The organism is Halioxenophilus aromaticivorans, from assembly GCF_042850945.1.
GTDB lineage: Bacteria > Pseudomonadota > Gammaproteobacteria > Pseudomonadales > Cellvibrionaceae > Halioxenophilus > Halioxenophilus aromaticivorans.
On sequence record NZ_AP031496.1, the window covers coordinates 2,465,292 to 2,483,266 of the forward strand.

At 50.9% G+C, this 17,975-nt stretch carries 12 protein-coding genes; 9 read left to right on the forward strand and 3 right to left on the reverse strand.

What is annotated here, in order from left to right:
• The first annotated feature begins 245 nt into the window (after window positions 1-245).
• The 3 genes from ACGHM3_RS10800 to ACGHM3_RS10810 all read left to right on the forward strand — a co-directional run bounded on the left by ACGHM3_RS10800 (window position 246) and on the right by ACGHM3_RS10810 (window position 6,538).
• A complete protein-coding gene (locus ACGHM3_RS10800) occupies window positions 246-5,210 on the forward strand; it encodes an NAD-glutamate dehydrogenase (protein WP_345416617.1) in 4,965 nt (1,654 codons plus the stop codon).
• The gene (locus tag ACGHM3_RS10805; RefSeq protein ID WP_345416614.1) at window positions 5,203-5,439 is read left to right on the forward strand and encodes a DUF2835 domain-containing protein; all 237 of its coding nucleotides are present in this window, start codon (window positions 5,203-5,205) and stop codon (window positions 5,437-5,439) included. Before ACGHM3_RS10800 ends, ACGHM3_RS10805 begins: the two co-directional genes overlap by 8 nt.
• 79 nt (window positions 5,440-5,518) lie before the next feature.
• Window positions 5,519-6,538, forward strand: coding sequence for a quinone-dependent dihydroorotate dehydrogenase (locus ACGHM3_RS10810; RefSeq protein WP_345416611.1), 1,020 nt, complete (start codon window positions 5,519-5,521; stop codon window positions 6,536-6,538).
• A 214-nt stretch (window positions 6,539-6,752) separates the two neighbouring features.
• Here the strand turns inward: ACGHM3_RS10810 and rmf are convergent, their stop codons facing one another.
• A complete protein-coding gene (gene rmf, locus ACGHM3_RS10815; protein ID WP_345416609.1) occupies window positions 6,753-6,956 on the reverse strand; it encodes a ribosome modulation factor in 204 nt (67 codons plus the stop codon).
• 391 nt (window positions 6,957-7,347) lie between these two features.
• Between rmf and rlmKL the strand changes: the two genes are divergently transcribed.
• The 3 genes from rlmKL to uvrB all read left to right on the forward strand — a co-directional run bounded on the left by rlmKL (window position 7,348) and on the right by uvrB (window position 12,129).
• Entirely contained in the window at window positions 7,348-9,507 is a 2,160-nt protein-coding gene (gene rlmKL / locus ACGHM3_RS10820) for a bifunctional 23S rRNA (guanine(2069)-N(7))-methyltransferase RlmK/23S rRNA (guanine(2445)-N(2))-methyltransferase RlmL (RefSeq protein ID WP_345416607.1), read from the forward strand.
• A gap of 80 nt (window positions 9,508-9,587) precedes the next feature.
• Complete coding sequence (locus tag ACGHM3_RS10825) at window positions 9,588-10,052, forward strand: CYTH domain-containing protein (protein WP_345416604.1); 465 nt, start codon at window positions 9,588-9,590, stop codon at window positions 10,050-10,052.
• A 79-nt stretch (window positions 10,053-10,131) separates the two neighbouring features.
• Window positions 10,132-12,129 carry an excinuclease ABC subunit UvrB gene (uvrB, locus tag ACGHM3_RS10830; RefSeq protein ID WP_345416601.1) on the forward strand — a complete coding sequence of 666 codons (1,998 nt, stop codon included), beginning with the start codon at window positions 10,132-10,134 and terminating at the stop codon, window positions 12,127-12,129.
• Between the two features lie 34 nt (window positions 12,130-12,163).
• On the opposite strand, the gene ACGHM3_RS10835 is transcribed toward uvrB, so the two are convergent.
• The gene (locus ACGHM3_RS10835; RefSeq protein ID WP_345416598.1) at window positions 12,164-14,365 is read right to left on the reverse strand and encodes a bifunctional serine/threonine-protein kinase/formylglycine-generating enzyme family protein; all 2,202 of its coding nucleotides are present in this window, start codon (window positions 14,363-14,365) and stop codon (window positions 12,164-12,166) included.
• 8 nt (window positions 14,366-14,373) lie between these two features.
• On the reverse strand, window positions 14,374-15,156 hold the full coding sequence (locus ACGHM3_RS10840) for a protein phosphatase 2C domain-containing protein (RefSeq protein ID WP_345416595.1): 783 nt from the start codon (window positions 15,154-15,156) through the stop codon (window positions 14,374-14,376).
• A 204-nt stretch (window positions 15,157-15,360) separates the two neighbouring features.
• Between ACGHM3_RS10840 and ACGHM3_RS10845 the strand changes: the two genes are divergently transcribed.
• The 3 genes from ACGHM3_RS10845 to ACGHM3_RS10855 all read left to right on the forward strand — a co-directional run bounded on the left by ACGHM3_RS10845 (window position 15,361) and on the right by ACGHM3_RS10855 (window position 17,900).
• The gene (locus tag ACGHM3_RS10845; RefSeq protein ID WP_345416591.1) at window positions 15,361-16,482 is read left to right on the forward strand and encodes an FHA domain-containing protein; all 1,122 of its coding nucleotides are present in this window, start codon (window positions 15,361-15,363) and stop codon (window positions 16,480-16,482) included.
• A gap of 69 nt (window positions 16,483-16,551) precedes the next feature.
• Window positions 16,552-16,824 (forward strand): glutaredoxin family protein, encoded by a 273-nt coding sequence (locus ACGHM3_RS10850; RefSeq protein WP_345416588.1) that lies wholly within the window; start codon window positions 16,552-16,554, stop codon window positions 16,822-16,824.
• 128 nt (window positions 16,825-16,952) lie between these two features.
• Complete coding sequence (locus ACGHM3_RS10855) at window positions 16,953-17,900, forward strand: chemotaxis protein (RefSeq protein ID WP_345416585.1); 948 nt, start codon at window positions 16,953-16,955, stop codon at window positions 17,898-17,900.
• Window positions 17,901-17,975: the final 75 nt, after the last annotated feature.

Sequence of the window (17,975 nt, forward strand, 5' to 3'; positions counted from 1 at the left end):
GTTGCGGCGGCGCAATGGTCTATTCTTTAGACAGGCGCGGCGGCAGCTGACGATCTAACTTTTGGCACCAACAAACATACAAAAAGCCAGTGTCCTTACGATGTATCCCTGGGTTTCGTGTCGCTACGTTCGAAACTCCCACTGGTCAGGTTGCCAGTAATACTTTTAAACAGTGCAACCACAAAACAGCTAAGCCAAGCGAACGATGGTTGGCTGTTATGTGGGTGAATTGCGGAGAACAGAACGTGGAAATTAACACCGTCATGACAGAGTCGCACCAAGTGTTTATCGAACGGCTTGGTCATACCATTGAAGAGCAGCATGACGCAACGCAACAGAGCGCGTTAAAACACTTTGCCGAGTTGTATTTTAAACGCATGCCACTGGCGGAGTTTCAAGGCAGGCAGTATAAAGATTTGTATGGTTTTGCCGCCGGTTGGTTGCAATTAATCGGTGATTACAGTGGCCAAGACGCCCGCATACGGGTGTTTAACCCTAACCTAGAGGAGCATGGCTGGCTGTGTAACCACACGGTAATTCAAATCCACGTCAAAGATTCGCCGTTTTTAACCGACTCCATCCGTATGGAGCTCAACCGCCGGCATATCCATATTCATATGTTGCAAAGCCGCGTATTGCAGGTGTGCCGCGATAGCAAAGGCAACTTGGTTAAGATATTTGATCGCAACGACTCCACCGAGAGTCTAGCCAAAGGTCATAGTTTACAAAAAGAAGCGCTTATTTGGTTTGAGGTGGGGCTGCACAGTGATAACTCTGAATTAACAGAGATCCGTAATGCCTTGGCCGATATTCTGCAAGACATCAAAGCCGTGGTGGCGGGTTATAAGCCTATGTGCCAACTGGTGTTGGCGGCTGAGAAAAATCTTGCCCATGCCAAAGCCTTCAAGCACGCTAATTCTGAATTAATTGAAGAGTCGCGGGCGTTTTTGAAATGGCTGGAGCAGGGGCACTTTACCTTTTTAGGCTACCGGGAATTTGAGCTGGTTAAAAACAAAGGTGACAAAGAAGCCAAGTTGCAAGAGATGCCGGAGGCCAGGCAAGGCTTGTTTACTCGCCGAGCCCAGCAGTTAGACCCGCTGCCCATGAGCCAATTTAACTTAGGGATGGCCGCCTATTACACCGGCGATGACTGCATTGCTTTTACTAAATCCAATAGCCGTTCTCGTATTCATCGGACAGCCTATTCCGATTATGTGGTGGTTAAAAAGTATAACGACAAGGGCGAAGTCATCGGTGAGGGGCGGTTTTTAGGGTTGTACACCAGTGCCGTTTACGACAATAAAGTGGCCGCAATTCCTCTGATTCGACAAAAAGTTGAGCATGTGTTGCATGAGACTGAGGCTGACCTAGGTACCTACGACGGCAAGAATCTGCTGCGCATTCTCGAGACGCTTCCACGTGATGAAATGTTTCAAATTTCGAAGGAGCAATTGTTAGAGTTGGCCGGCGATGTGGCACAAATTAACGAGCGGCCACAGGTTCGTTTGTTCATGCGCTCGGACCCCTATGGCAAGTTTATTAACTGCTTGCTTTATGTCCCGCGGGACATATTCAGCACGCGCGTGCGCGAGCGGATTCAAGATCTTATTGCCAACGAAATTGACGCCGACGAATGCGAGTTTAACACCTATTTCTCTGAGTCTATTCTTGCCCGTGCGCATTTGGTATTTAAGTTAAAACCCGAATACAACTCCAATTACGACGTTCGCAAGTTGGAATTAAAAACCATTGATATAACCCGTGGCTGGGATGAGCATTTTTACGCCAGTTTGGTGGAGAGCTTAGGCGAGGAGACCGCCACCAAAGAGCATCGCAAATACGAGGCGGCTTTTTCAGATGGTTACCGGGAGTCCTATGATGCACGAACCGCAGTAGCCGACATCGCCACCATCAAATCCCTCAGTGAAACAAACCCCGTGGCGATGAGTTTTTATCAGCCACTGAATTCCAAGCCCAACGAAATACGCTTTAAAGTTTTCCACGCCAATGAACCGCTGCACTTGTCCACCATTGTGCCCATGTTAGAGAATTTTGGCTTGAAGGTGCTGGGTGAATTCCCCTACGATATCGAAGCGGAAAACGAGCCCGTGGTATGGCTACACGATTTTACTCTGGTCTTTGACGGCCAAAACCAAGTGGATGTGGCCAGCGCCAAGCGTGTATTCCAAGAGGCGTTTCAGGCCATTTGGTTGCAGCAGGCAGAGAACGATGCCTTCAATCGGTTGGTGCTGGGCGCACGCATTAGCTGGCGTGAAGTGGCCATTCTGCGCAGCTACGCACGTTATATGAAGCAAACCGCGTCCAGCTTTGGCCAGGGCTACATCGCTAATACCCTGGCAAACCACGTCGATATTACTCGTAATTTGATTGCTTTATTTAAAGGTAAATTTGACCCTAGGGTAAATCAATTTACCAAACAGGATATCGACCGTTTAGTGCGCTTAAAAAGCAAAATATTAGACGCTTTGGAGGCGGTATCTAACTTAAACGATGATCGAATCATTCGCCGCTATCTGGATTTAATCAACGGCACTTTGCGCACCAATTACTTCCAAAAGGATTCCCAAGGTAACCACAAAGACTACATATCGTTTAAACTAGCGCCGCGGCAAATTCCAGATATTCCAGAGCCTAGGCCGCTGTATGAAATTTTTGTTTACTCTCCCAAAATGGAGGGTGTGCATCTACGCGGTGGCGCGGTTGCCCGGGGCGGCCTGCGTTGGTCGGACCGCCTACAGGACTACCGCACCGAGGTGCTTGGCTTAGTAAAAGCCCAACAAGTGAAAAACGCGGTGATTGTGCCCAATGGAGCAAAGGGCGGTTTTGTTATTAAGCAAACGCCGAAAAATGCCAGCCGCAAGGAGCTACAGGCCCAAGCCATTGGCTGCTACCAAATGTTTATCCGAGGCCTATTGGATATTACCGACAATATCGTCGCTGGCGCCATTACCCCACCTACCGATGTGGTGCGCCATGATGGCGACGATGCATATTTGGTGGTGGCGGCCGATAAAGGTACCGCAACTTTTTCAGACATCGCCAACGAAATCTCCCACGAGTACGGCCACTGGCTGGGCGACGCTTTTGCCTCGGGTGGCAGCCAGGGCTACGACCACAAAGGCATGGGCATCACTGCCCGGGGTGCCTGGGTGTCGGTGCAGCGCCACTTCAAAGAGAAGGGTGTTGATGTCCAAAGTGAGGACTTTACCGTTATAGGCATCGGCGACATGGCTGGTGATGTGTTTGGCAACGGCATGCTGTTGTCGAAAAATATCTGTCTTACGGCGGCCTTCAATCACTTGTCGATATTTATCGATCCCAATCCGAATTCCTCCAAGAGCTATATTGAGCGTCAGCGTTTGTTTGCAAACCCACAGCTCGGCTGGGATGACTACGATAAAGCGTTGATTTCCAACGGTGGTGGCATTTTCTCTCGGGCGGCTAAGAGCATAGACATATCGCCCGAGATGAAAGAGCGCTTTGCCATCGAGGAAGATAAACTGCCCCCTAACGATTTGATCAACCGTTTGCTAAAAGCACCGGTGGATTTAATTTGGAACGGTGGCATTGGGACCTACGTGAAGGCTTCGTCGGAATCCCACGCGATGGTTGGCGATAAAGCCAACGATGTATTGCGGGTGGATGGCCGAGATCTTCGCTGTAAGGTATTTGGCGAAGGCGGCAACCTGGGTATGACGCAGCTGGGCCGGGTGGAATTTTGCCTGGAGGGCGGCGCTTGTAATACCGACTTTATCGACAACGCTGCGGGGGTGGATTGTTCTGACCATGAAGTAAACATCAAAATTCTGATCGACAAGCTAGTCGCTGAGGGCGAGCTTACCGAGAAGCAGCGCAATAAGTTACTGGTGGATATGACCGATTCTGTCTCGGATTTGGTGCTGCACAACAATTACCAGCAAACCCAGGCTATCAGTATTGCTGCGGAAAGTTGTCTACCACGGTTTCCTGAATATCGCCGTTTAATTAGCCAGTTAGAAGCGCAAGGGCGTTTGGATCGGAAACTGGAATTTTTACCCGATGACGAATCGCTGCTGGAGCGCCACAGCCACGCTAAAAGCCTAACCCGGCCAGAGCTGTCGGTGTTGATTTCCTACGTTAAAGTGATGCTAAAAGAGCTGTTGGCCTGCGATGAAATCGCCGACGACAACTACATCAGCACCATTATCGAATCGGCGTTTCCTAGGTTGCTACGCCAGAAATTCCCCAGCCAAATTCACAACCATGTGCTCCGCAAGGAGATCATCGCCACGCAGTTGGCCAATGATATGGTCAACAATGGCGGCATTACCTTCTTCCATCGCTTGTTGGAGTCCACCGGCGCACCGGCCAACAGTATCGCCCGGGCCTATGTAACCGCCCGTGATGTGTTCTCAATGGCTGTGTTCCGCACCGAAATCGAAATGCTGGATTTCAAACAAACCTCCAAGGTTCAGATAAAAGAAATGGATCGGCTGATTCGCCGTGTGCGTCGTGGCACCCGTTGGTTCTTGCGCAATCGACGTAGTCAGCTCAACCCCGGTGATGAGATACCCCATTTCAGCGCGGCATTGGCCGACTTAGCCAAGGTTATGCCCACCATTTTAGAAGGCGAAACCCTGGCCAAATGGCAATCCCGCTACGACGACAGTAAGGCGCTAGGCTTTTCGGACCAGTATGCCGGCGCCAATGCACTGCCATCTAACCTGTACTCAGGCCTGGGCGTGGTGGAAGCCGCTCGGCAAAGTCAGAGTGAGCTGAAGACCGTGGCCCGAGTGTTTTTCTACCTCAGCGACCGGTTGGGCTTAAATTGGTTTGCCAGCCAGATTTCCGAGGTGTCGGTGGAAAACAATTGGCAGGCCATGGCGCGGGAATCCTACCTGGATGACATGGAAACCCAGTTGCGCTCATTAACAGTTTCCTTTGTTCGGTTGCAGCCCACAGACCTTACCCTGGAAGACACCTTTGAGCGATGGGCGGAGCAGCATCGCGAGCTTCATCAGCGTTGGGCTGCTATGATGGTGGAATTGCAAGGCACAACCGTCACCGACTTTGCTATGTTCTCGGTGGCAATGCGGGAATTGAGCGACTTGGCACAAGCCTCGAGTTTCTGTGAGACGCTGGCCGATGATTCCGAGCTTTGCACCACCAACATTGCACCCATAACCCAAGGAAACGTGAATAGTGCATAGTGCTGTAGCAGCCAAGTACATCGAAGTAGCACTTTCAATTAGCCGAGATGAGTACCTTAAACTCTACCAAATGGGCAGGGCCGTGGTTAAGGCCCGTGCCACGGACGGTCGGCGAGTTCAATTCCCCGCCCAGGCCCTGCGGCCGTGGGTGGCACACTCCGGTATCCAAGGTAAATTTCGGATTTACTTTGACCAGCAAAATCGCTTGAGTAAAATCGAGCCCTCGTAAGTCTTAATGACACATAATCCCCCGGCCTTGTAGCTAACGCAGACCTATGGGGCTTTGGCCCAGCATTAACGGAAAAAACATGTACTCACTTGTACAAAAAATCTTGTTCAAATTAGACCCAGAAGTGGCTCACGAGCTGTCCCTGGATGGTTTAGGTGCCATGTCTCGGATGAAAGCTCTGCCAATGGTGGCGCCAGCGGCCGTATCCAACCCGGTCGAAATCATGGGGTTAACTTTCCCCAATCCAGTGGGATTGGCGGCTGGATTAGATAAAAATGCCGATTATTACAATGCTCTTGGGCAATTAGGCTTTGGCTTTGTCGAAGTTGGCACGGTTACACCACAGCCTCAACCGGGCAACGAGCAGCCCCGGCTGTTCCGCTTACCGGAGGCTCGCGCCATTATTAACCGCATGGGGTTCAATAATCTTGGGGTAAAACACTTGGTAGAGCAGGTGCAGCAGCGCCAGTACACTGGCGTGTTAGGCATTAATATTGGCAAGAACAAAGTCACGCCAGAGGAGCAAGCTCTGGATGACTACAATAAGGCCCTGGAGCAAGTCTACGCCCACGCCGACTACGTTACGGTAAACATTTCATCGCCTAACACGCCGGGGCTGCGGGATTTGCAATTCGGCGAAGCCCTAACGCAATTGCTGGCTGGTATACACCAAACCCGCCTGAGGCTGGCACAGGAGCATGACAAGCAAGTGCCTATCGTCGTTAAGATCGCCCCCGATATGACGGAACCAGAGATTCGACAGGTCGCGGAAACCATCGCTGAGCAGAAAATGGACGGTATCATTGCGACCAATACCACCCTGGATAAAACCCAGGTAGAGCATTTTGAGCACGGCGATGAGGCCGGTGGTTTATCCGGAGCGCCGGTGCGAGAGAAATCTACCGCGGTGATTCGCACGGTGGCGCAAACCCTGGGGCCAGATTTTCCCATTATTGGCGTGGGTGGCATTGCCAGTGGCCAGGATGCACTGGACAAGATCGACGCTGGGGCGAAGTTGGTGCAGGTGTACACCGGGTTTATTTACCGGGGGCCTGAACTGATAAAAGAAATTAACCAGGCGCTGTTGGCTTGGGCGTAGGTGGATTGCACGGAAGATAGCCGTTAATTTTAAAGCAAACGGCTACCCCTAAAAGAGCGAAACCGCAGCCCAAAGGTTGCGGTTTCTTTAAGGCCCTTGGGCCTTTTTAGCTAAGCCTCGAGTGGAGGCCTTATCGACTGAAAGTCAGGTCACACGTTTAACCGTGCGGAGTTCGTGATTGTTACAAGTTGTTTAGTATGCAATAAGGTTCGACTTAGAAATTTGACATTTTTTGTGCGGTAGCAAAACGGTTAAAGCCGTTCCACTGATCATTGCGTCCTTCACGCCAGCCATTGAGCCAATCGTATCGTGTTTTGATAGTTTCGTGTGGGCAACTGCTCCGTGAGCGCCCTTCGAATCCGGCCATGTACCCTTTTGAAAAGGCCCGTTCAGATGGATTGCGTTTATGACGTTTCATAGTTTAGCGTACCTCATTGTTGGTTTTGTTCGATGAAAGTTGCTAACCGTCCCGGTTGTCTTTGCTATGTTATGTTCTGAATTATGTTTTGGCGTTAGTTTTTAACTAAGCCGTTGGTGTCTTAATACATAGACCAGAAAATACCAAGCAAGTTTTATCGAGCCGGACTTCCAGTAGACCAAAACTGAAATAGCTTGTGAACGACTGAATATTTCTAAAACATGAAAGTTATATTACGGAAAAGTATAATCTTGCCTAAAGGACGTACCTAGTGGGGCAAAAGCCACGTGCCTGACGGTCTACTAAAAACTAATCGCATAGCAAGGGCGGTTTTAATAAAAAATTGGTCCACTTCGGTGTAACCATTCCACACAATTAACGGTTATTTACTATGCAACACTTCTCGGCCACCTGCCCTAAAGGTTTTGAACAATTACTTCAAAACGAGCTAATCAGCTTGGGAGCAGAGGTGGTTTCCGAAACCGTTGGTAGCATCCGCTTCCAAGCCACGCTAGAAACTGTCTACAAGATTTGTTTTTGGACAAGAATTGCCAACAAAATCCTGCTGCCTTTAGACGACAAACCCCTAAAAACAGATCAAGATTTATACGATGTGGTCTACCGCTTGCCTTGGGAGGAGCACTTAGATGCCAACGGTTCGCTCTGGATTCAATTTGCCGGCACCAATCGATTTATTCGTGATACGCAGTTTGGCGCTCGTAAAACCAAAGATGCCATTGTGGATCGTTTTAGAGACCAGGTTGGCACCCGGCCGGGGGTTGAAAAGGTCCGCCCGGATTTAACGGTTAATGTGCGGTTGGCGAAAGGGCGTGTGGCCGTGGCCATTGACCTTACTGGAGAAAGTTTGCACCGCAGGGGGTATCGACTGCAGCAGGGCACAGCACCGCTGAAGGAAAACTTAGCTGCAGCCATTTTATATCGTTGCGGTTGGCCCGAAATTGCCAAGCACCAGGGCGCGTTGCTAGACCCAATGTGTGGCTCCGGCACTTTATTGATTGAGGCGGCCATGATGGCCGCCAACATGGCGCCGGGTTTAGGTCGAAGCGATTTTGCATTGCTACGCTGGCAAGGCCATGACCCAGGTCTATGGTTGCAATGCCAGGAGCAAGCTCAAGACAGCGTACGGTTGGATAACATCGGTGAAATACGAGGTTATGATATTAGCCGGCAAGTGGTGGACATCGCCGAGCAGAATATAGCCCGTGCCGGGCTCGCTCGCCAAGTGAGGGTCTCGGTAAAGCCGCTGGCGGAGTTTAAAAAACCTACCCACACCGCAATCAACCCAGGCTTGATCATCACCAACCCCCCTTATGGTGAGCGCTTGGGCGAAATACAACAATTAACCGTGTTGTACCGATTGTTAGGCGATCGATTTAAAAGTGAATTTGAAGGTTGGCAAGCCGGTGTATTTACCGGTAACCCAGATGCGGGCAAATTTATGGGGGTGCGGGCCCATAAAAAATATAAATTATTTAACGGCGCTATTCCAGCTGAATTATTGTTGTTTGATTTGCAGCCAAATCAATTTATTGATGCACCGCCACCGGATATTATTTTAACGGCCCCCAACGACCCATACAAGGTCACCGATGGTGCGCGTATGGTTATGAATCGATTGCAAAAAAATAGTAAGCAATTATCCAAGTGGCGTAAAAATAACGAGATCGAGTGTTATCGAGTTTACGATGCCGATATGCCAGAGTATTCTGCCGCAATCGATGTCTATAGCGATTATGTTCACATACAGGAGTACCAGGCGCCTAAGTCGGTACCGGAAGAAACAGCCCAAGCTCGGTTTAATGATATCGTGGCAGCGGTTAAACAAGTTTTCCAACCGGATATCGAAAAAATCAGTTTAAAGCAACGGCGAAAAAATAAGGGCAAGCAGCAGTATGAGCGCGCTGACGAGCGCGCTGGCCGCACATTTAACGTGCAAGAAAGTGGCGCCGAATTTGAGATTAATCTATGGGATTATTTAGACTCAGGGCTGTTCTTAGATCACCGGCCGGTGCGTAATTATATTCGGCAGCACGCCAAAGATACCAAGTTCTTAAATTTATTTTGCTATACCGCCACGGCCAGTGTGCATGCGGCGTTGGGTGGTGCCACTGAGACCGTGAGTGTGGATATGTCTCACACCTATCTGGACTGGGCTAAACGCAATTTTGCGCTGAATAATCTACGCAGTGCTAAGCATCGATTTGAACAAAGTGACTGCTTTGACTGGTTGCAAAATTGCCGCGAGGGGTTCGATCTCATTTTATTGGATCCGCCCACCTTCTCAAATTCCAAACGAATGAAAGAAACCTTAGATGTTCAGCGCGACCACGTTAGATTAATAAAGCGCTGTATGGAGTTGTTGTCCGTCGGGGGTACGTTGATATTTTCCAATAATCTACGCACCTTCGAGCTGGATTACGCTGCATTGGAACGCTATTCCATAACCGATTATCACAAGCCGAGTTTAGACCCGGATTTCGCTCGCAATCCGAAAATTCACCAGTGTTGGTTGATTCGACATGGCGATTAACAATTTTAAATTAAAAGTGAATCAATAATCTTCCCGGCTGTTGCTTGGTTAAACCATTATTAAATTGGGGCTAGAGTCAAATGGGTTTAGAAATAGAGCGGAAGTTTCTGGTGTGCCCCGAGCTGCTGGGCGAGTTACAGTACGGAGAATCCATCTGCCAGGGGTATATTCCCACGCAAGATAAAACCGCTGTGCGAATCAGGTTAAAAGGCAGCGCTGCTTTTCTAACGTTAAAAGGTGCTAACCGCGGTGCTGTGCGCAGTGAGTTTGAGTATGCCATACCCGTGTCTGATGCCCAGGCTATTTTGGCTGAACTTTGCTCAGGCCCAAAGATCGAAAAAACACGTTATTGCCGCACGGTTGGCGCTCACGTTTGGGAGATCGATGTGTTTGCCGGCAGCAACGAAGGCTTGGTGGTTGCAGAAATTGAGCTTAACAGTGAGCATGAACCCTTCGAAAAGCCTCCGTGGGTGGCGCGGGAGGTGACCGGCGATGCGCGTTACTACAATACCAGTTTGCTGACCAAACCCTATTTAACCTGGTAATCCAGCACGCTGCCCGAAACGTAACTGAGCCTTGGGCCTCTGCTTAGAAGAGGCTAAATAATCTCAACGAAAAGAGTCTATGTCTAAAAAGTTTACTGTTAGTAGCGATTTTGAACCGGCGGGTGATCAGCCCAAAGCCATTGAGCAATTGGTCACCGGGTTGGAATCTGGCCTGGCACATCAAACCTTATTGGGGGTAACTGGCTCTGGTAAAACCTATACCATTGCTAACGTTATCGCCCAGGTGCAACGGCCAACCATGATTATGGCCCACAACAAAACCCTTGCGGCGCAACTCTACGGCGAGTTTAAAGAGTTCTTTCCCAATAACGCAGTGGAATATTTCGTCTCTTACTACGATTATTACCAGCCTGAGGCTTACGTGCCTTCATCGGATACCTTTATAGAAAAAGACTCCTCGGTGAACGAACATATCGAGCAGATGCGTTTGTCCGCTACCAAGGCTTTAATGGAACGCAAAGACGCCATTATTGTGGCCACAGTATCGGCCATTTACGGCTTGGGTGATCCGGACGCCTACCTTAAAATGGTGTTGCATTTGGTGCGAGGTGATCAGATTAGTCAGCGAGATATTCTTCGTCGACTGGCTGAGCTTCAGTACACCCGCAATGATGCTGATTTCCACCGCGCCACCTACCGTGTGCGCGGTGAGATCATTGATATTTATCCTGCCGACTCCGATCGTGAAGCTGTGCGGGTGGAGTTGTTTGACGACGAAGTCGATAACCTGTCTCTGTTCGACCCACTGACTGGTGAGGTACTCACCAAGCTACCGCGCATTACCATCTACCCCAAATCCCACTATGTCACTCCGCGCAATCGAGTGTTAGAAGCGATAGGCCAGATAAAAGATGAGTTGAAAGATCGGTCGGAACAGTTGCGCAGTGCCGATAAGTTGGTTGAGCTGCAGCGCTTGGAACAGCGCACTAAATACGATTTAGAAATGATGCAAGAGCTGGGTTACTGTAACGGTATTGAAAACTATTCGCGCTATCTATCTGGCCGTGCCGAGGGTGAGCCACCGCCCACTCTGTTTGATTACTTGCCCGCCGACGCGTTGTTGGTGTTGGATGAATCCCACGTCACAGTGCCGCAAATTGGTGGTATGTACCGTGGCGACCGATCTCGTAAAGAGACTTTGGTGGAATATGGGTTTCGTTTACCTTCGGCGTTGGACAACCGACCCATGCGTTTTGAAGAGTGGGAACGTTTGGCGCCCCAGATGATTTTTGTTTCTGCAACACCCGGTGAGTATGAAAAAGAACACGCCGGGCAAGTGGTGGAGCAGGTAGTACGGCCTACGGGCTTGGTCGATCCTGAGATTGAAGTCCGGCCTGCGGGCCGTCAAGTTGATGATTGCTTAAGCGAGATTCACAAGCGGGTGGACAAAGATGAGCGCGTGCTGATCACCACGCTGACGAAGCGCATGGCCGAGGATTTGACCGAGTACCTACAGGACCACGGAGTCCGTGTGCGCTATTTGCACTCAGACATCGACACCGTGGAGCGGGTAGAGATTATTCGAGATTTACGCATTGGTGAATTTGATGTGCTTGTCGGGATTAATCTGCTGCGCGAGGGCCTGGATATGCCGGAAGTCTCTCTTGTGGCAATCTTAGACGCGGATAAAGAAGGCTTTTTACGATCCGATCGCTCGTTGATTCAAACCATTGGCCGTGCCGCACGCAACGTTAACGGCCGAGCCATTCTCTATGCCGATAAAGTTACCGGCTCTATGCAGCGCGCCATGGACGAAACCAACCGGCGCCGAGAAAAACAAGTCGCCTTTAACCAAGAGCACGGTATCACTCCCAAGGGGATCAAAAAGCGAGTGGCCGACATCATGGAAGGTGCTCACTTCTCAGCCACGGCTGGCAGTAAATCCGGTAAGCGTGGCAAAAAGGTCAAAGTCGATGTGGCGTCGGATTCCGGCAAACAGGGCTGGCAGTTGATTGATGAGCTGGAAAAGAAAATGCTGCAAGCGGCTAAGGATTTGGAATTTGAGGTTGCCGCTCAGTACCGCGACGAGATCGAAAAAATTAAGAAAACCCTGTAAGGCCCTCGCTTCGGGTCTGTGGCAGGCCAGCCCGCTACTCCTCGGAGTAGGCCGGTAAATCCAGCGCTACGCGCAAGCCCGTGTATTTATCGCGGTAATCTTCTGGGTAATGATCTCGACGGAACACGTCGAGCTGTTCGATGTCATTGATAAAGCTTCCGCCGCGTACCACTCGGTCACAGCTGGCTTGCTCTGGCCCGTCTACAGGATCGTAGGTACGCATGTAACAGGTGGAAGTCCATTCCGCTACGTTGCCAGCCAAATCATAAACGCCAAAGGTGTTGGCGCTGAATTTCTTTGTGGGCGCGGTTTTACTGACAAACAAGGTGTTGTATTCACTGCGGCACCCGCCACGGCAGTTGGCCAATTCTTTACCATCTTCAGCACCGCCAGACCAAGGGTACTCCTGTAAGCCACCACTACTGGCGATATATTCCCACTCGGCTTCGGTGGGTAAGCGATAGGGTTTGCCTGTTTTTTCTGCTAGCCAATCGGCATAGTCCTTGGCCTCCTGCCAGGAGATATTGATCACCGGGCGGGTGTTGCGCCCCCAGCTCTCATCGCCCAGCATGGGCTTGCCAGTGGCCGCTAGGTAAGCGTCGTACTCAGCAAAACGCACCTCGCCGGAGCTAATGGCAAACGGCTTTTCAATCACAACCTCATGGCGAGGCTGTGTATCCGAATAACGCAAATCACCCATGATGAATTGGCCGGGCGGTATCACAATCATTTCGGGGCCGTCCACGCCAGGCAGCGGCTGGTGTTGAATTAAATCCCCGGGATGCTTGGCCACGGTGAGCTGTACATTGATGTTTTTGGCGCTGTTCTCAATGGTGACCCAGCGTTCTTTCTGCCAATAACCGGGCGAGCCAATCACAATGCGGTATTCGCCGGCGGGCAGTGGTAGGCCGGGACGGTACTTCTCAACGATGTTCATTACCCGCACATAGCTGTTTTGCTCTGGTGTAACGTTAACCGTAAGAGGGAAGGTGGGTTCTGGTGGCGGAAGCGGTGGTTGCTCAGGTTCTGGCTCTGCAGAAACGGGGATGGCTGGTTCTGGCCGCTCAATGGCGCCCTCGCTTACCTCGCTGGCCAACTCGATGGGAGGCGCAGTGCCGTCGCTGTCCGGTGGCATAATCGGAGTGCTGGTTTCCATGGGCACACCAATGGCGGTGACCGCTGGGGGCTCTGGTAACTGGTAGCTTTGCCAGTACCAATAGGCGGTGGCCACGGCGACGACCATAAACAAGGCGGCCAGGGCAACCCAATTGGCGGTATTGTTGGCTGGGCGGGTGTCGTGCATGGTGGCACTGCCGCGCAGGGCCGGAATATCGTTGAGCGGCGAATATTTGGGCCGCCGGCCGGTGATTCGGCACCACCAACTGCGCTTGCCTCTGGCAGGGCGCAGTAGGGCTAGCTCTTGATCGTCTGCCGCGTCGCCATTGAGCTTGTCCATTACCTGGTCGATCACCTCAACCGCCTCAGTGCCACTTTGAAAACGGTCTTGCGGCTTTTTGGCCACCATTTTATTAATCAATGGTTGCAGGCTGGCGTATTTGGGTGGCAGCGCAGGGATGGGCGCGGTGAGATGCTGGAGTGCAATAGCGACCGCCTCTTCACCCTGGTAGGGTGGCTGCCCAACTAACATTTCATAAAGCACGACGCCGAGGCTGTAGAGATCAGAGCGGCCGTCGAGATCTTTACCTCGGGCTTGCTCCGGACTCATGTAGTTGGGCGTGCCTAGCACCGTGCCCGCATTGGTCATTTGTGTATTACTGGAAACAGCCCGGGCAACACCGAAATCGGACAGTGCCACCGAGCCATCCTGGGCTAATAGAATGTTTTCCGGTTTGATATCGCGGTGGATATAGCCCTCGGCGTGGGCGTGATCCAAGGCCTTCGATACCTGCTGTATGATTTTTAAACAAGATTTGGCGGTTAAGCCTTCTTTCATTTTCGCCGCAATGGAGCCTTGTTCCATGTAGTCCATTGCGATGTAGTTGATAGTTTTGTATTGGCCTACATCGTGGATGGCGATGATATTGGGGTGGGCCAGTTGGCTGATGATTTTGGCTTCTCGTTGGAAGCGATCGCTAAAGATAGGGTCCGCATTGAGGGCAGGTGCCATAACTTTGAGTGCGACCATCCGGTTGTGTTCGGTTTGCACGGCAAGATAAACCGTGGACATGCCACCTTGGTTTATTTTGCGTAGGATTTTGTACCCGGGCAGTCGCATATTGGTGGTTATGAGTACCTAGAGGCAGGAAACAGAGCTGCTTTGATTTTCTGGATGAGGGCCTGCCCGTAGTTCAGGTGTTTGGGGGATTCGACAATCACGACGGTGATGTTGTCGGCGCCGCCAAACTGAATAGCTTGGTCGATCAATCGGTTTACTGCCTCGGTGCTGTTGGTGCAGCTGGACAAAATTTGCAAAATAGAGCGATCTTCCATTTCGCCGGTGAGTCCGTCGCTGCACAGCAGAAGCCACTGATTGGCTCGCCAGGAGCCCTTGGTGACCCCTACGCTGACTTCGGCTTGTAATTTATTACCCAGGCATTGGGTGATGATATTTCGCTGCGGGTGATTACGGGCTTCTTGTTCTGATATGCTGCCTTTATCGACCAAGGTTTGTACAAACGAATGGTCGTGGCTGATACGTTCTAATCGGTGTTGCCCCGAGCCGTAGCTGTAAACGTAGGCACGGCTATCGCCAACCCAGTTGACTTCATAGTTGTCTCCTTTATCGAGCAACGCCACAGCGGTGGATCCCATGCCACTACTGTGCTGATTGCTGGCTGCCACAATGTCTTTGTGGGTGCGAGCAATGGCATCGGCCAAAGGCACACCAGCAGCGATGTAACTGTGGGTTTGGTTAATGGCAATGGCAGCAGCCACTTCACCGGCGGCGTGACCACCCATGCCGTCGGCTACCATGTATAACCCCAGCTCGTTGTCGACTGAGAAAGAGTCTTCGTTGTTAGTTCTTACGGCACCTGGATCAGTTCTCGCCGCAAATTTCACAGACATAAGGAGTTCCGGAAATCCTATCCTAAGTTCAGCACAGTATATCGCTAAACGTCGATGCTTAAAATTCGTTACAAATTAATTAGTTGTGACATACATTGCAACGGATTTGTTAGCGGATTGGCGCTTTCGTTGGGTGAATTGTGGTATACATAACATCATTGATGTAAATTTATGTTCACAGGCAGGAGTACGTAAGGACAAAACATGCTGAAGCTACGGATATCAGGGGACGCCAACAACGAGAGTATCTGGCTGGTAGAGCCCAAAATTTCGGTGGGACGTGCTGCTTCCAATAACTTGGTTCTTAGTGATCCAGAGGTCGACGACTGCCACATTGAGATATTTGCCAAAGGCGAAGAACTTATCATTCATCGCCGCTCGGACGCCAGGACCTTAGTAAATGGTGATCGGTTGGGTGTTAAAGCCCGTTTGGTAGCAAACGATAAAGTTCAAATAGGCAACACCACCTTAGAGGTGGTGGACCCTAAATTACCTCGTGGCGTGCGTCCGGAGCGGCCAGAGGCCAGCGAAGCGCAGCGGGCGGATTACAACATCGCGCAAAGTTTGGTGATGCCAGGAGAGGGGTGGCAGCTCAAGTCCTCACATGCAGGTCTTACGCGCAGCTCCTATGACATCAGTGATGGCATGACCATAGGGCGTGCCAAAGATTGTGACATCGTCATTTTGCTGGCACACCTGTCCAGGCGCCATGCACAATTCCGTATAGTCGGTAACAATCGTCTAGAGATCACCGATCTCAATTCTTCCAATGGTACCTATGTTAACGGCGAGCAGATCACCACGGTGATCCTCAACGATGGTGACGAAGTTAAATTCGATACCTTGCCGTTTACCGTGGTGGGCCCGGCGGACGACCTCGACAAAACCATGGTACGGGCATTTTCTGCCGAAGAGCTGCAAGCGCAGATGGCAAACCATATGCAAAAGCAGGCCGCCATGCAGAAGAAAGAGGCTATGCAAAGGCAAGAGTCGATGTACAAGCCTGAGCCAGTCATTGAGGATGAGCCTGAGCCTGCGTCCGAGGAGCCTACGGCCCCGGCTGTTAGCGACTCAGCCCAGGAAGCGCTGCAACGTGATATTGCCAAAGAGTTAGCCGAGTCAGAGGCCCAGGAAGATGTTATGGGTGGTAATGCAATCACCGATGATTTCGAGCTGGATGACCAGCCCTACGAGCCGATGTTCACCAATAGCTCGCGCAAGCGTCGTTATGATACCGCCGGGGATGATTCCTGCGGTTCCGTGGTCGCCATTGGCGTAATTTCAACGGTGCTGCTGATTGGCACCATCGGCTGGTTATTCTTCTAAGTCAGCTTTTCTAACTTACTAGCTGCGGGCGCCAGGGTTTTCTGGTTGCTCGCGTTTGATAGTTCTGCCATGAGCTCTAACGAAAAATCACTTTATTTACTCACCACCTTAGGCTGCAGCCTTTGCCAAAAAGCCAAGCTGGAAATCTACCCGGCGCTGTCGGCCACAGGTTTGCAACTGGTTGAGGTTGAAATCACCGATCACGCCCACCTTATTGCGCTTTTCGCCGACAAAATTCCGGTGGTTACACTAGCGCCGGCCAGCACCATTACTAGTCGAACTCAGGTTCTAGAGTGGCCATTCGACAGTCTTCAGGTGCAGCAATTGTGCCTACAGCGCTAGGTTAGTTTGGCGTTTGGCGTTAAAGAAACGCCGTTCTCAGCCGACAACTTAGGGAGTGTTGTGACCGGTGGCGAAAGCTGCCGGCCATAACGACCAAGCTAGACCCTAAGAATGTGATCTGAAAATCTATGTCAAATTTGCTGCAGAAGATTGATAGCCGTACTAAATTGGTGGGCGAAAACCGCCTGGAACTTCTGGTATTCAAATTGGCAGGCCAACAAAAATACGCTATTAACGTATTTAAGGTACGCGAGGTGGTTCAGATGCCTGAGCTAGCGGCCTTGCCCAGCAGGCACTCTGCCGTGTGTGGCGTAGCGCATTTGCGAGGTTCCAGTTTTTCGGTCATTGATTTGCAAGCGGCCTTGGGCCGGGCGCCGCTGTTTGAATCTGGCAAGCCTACAAACCTCATCATAAGTGAGTACAACAGTTCCGTGCAGGGCTTTTTAGTGGGCCAGGTGGATCGTATTGTCAACCTAAACTGGGAAGCCATTATTCCACCACCCGTCACCAGTGGTGCCAATAATTTTCTTACCGCGCTGGCCAAAATCGATGAGCTATTTGTGCAAATCATCGACGTGGAGAAAGTACTGGCGGACATCATTCCCTATAACACCAATGTCTCGGGCAACATACTGGATTCTAGCTTGAAGATTTGGGCACAGCAGAACGACATCAAGGTGCTGGTGGTGGATGATTCGACCACCGCTCGCAACCAGCTAAAAAGCACCCTGGCGGAGTGCGGCGTTGGCTGTATTCAGGCCAGCAATGGCGCCGAGGGCTTGGCAACCCTCAAGCGGTTGGCAGACCAGGGGCCAATCAATGACGCCATTATGATGATGATTACCGATGCCGAAATGCCAGAAATGGACGGCTATCGTCTCACCCACGAAGTTCGCAACGATCCAGAGCTGGCGCATTTGCATGTGTTGATGCACACATCGCTTAGTGGAACTTTCAACCAAGCATTAGTGAAGAAAGTGGGTTGCGACGGGTTCTTGTCTAAATTTCAGCCCGACGAAGTGGCTCAGGTGATACAAGAGCAATTGTCGGCGCTTAAAGCGGGCATCGAAGGGTAGCTTGGCTGCTAGGCTATCATATCAATGTCTGAGCGGCCCCAATAGGTACGCATCGGTTTACGCCATATCCAAATA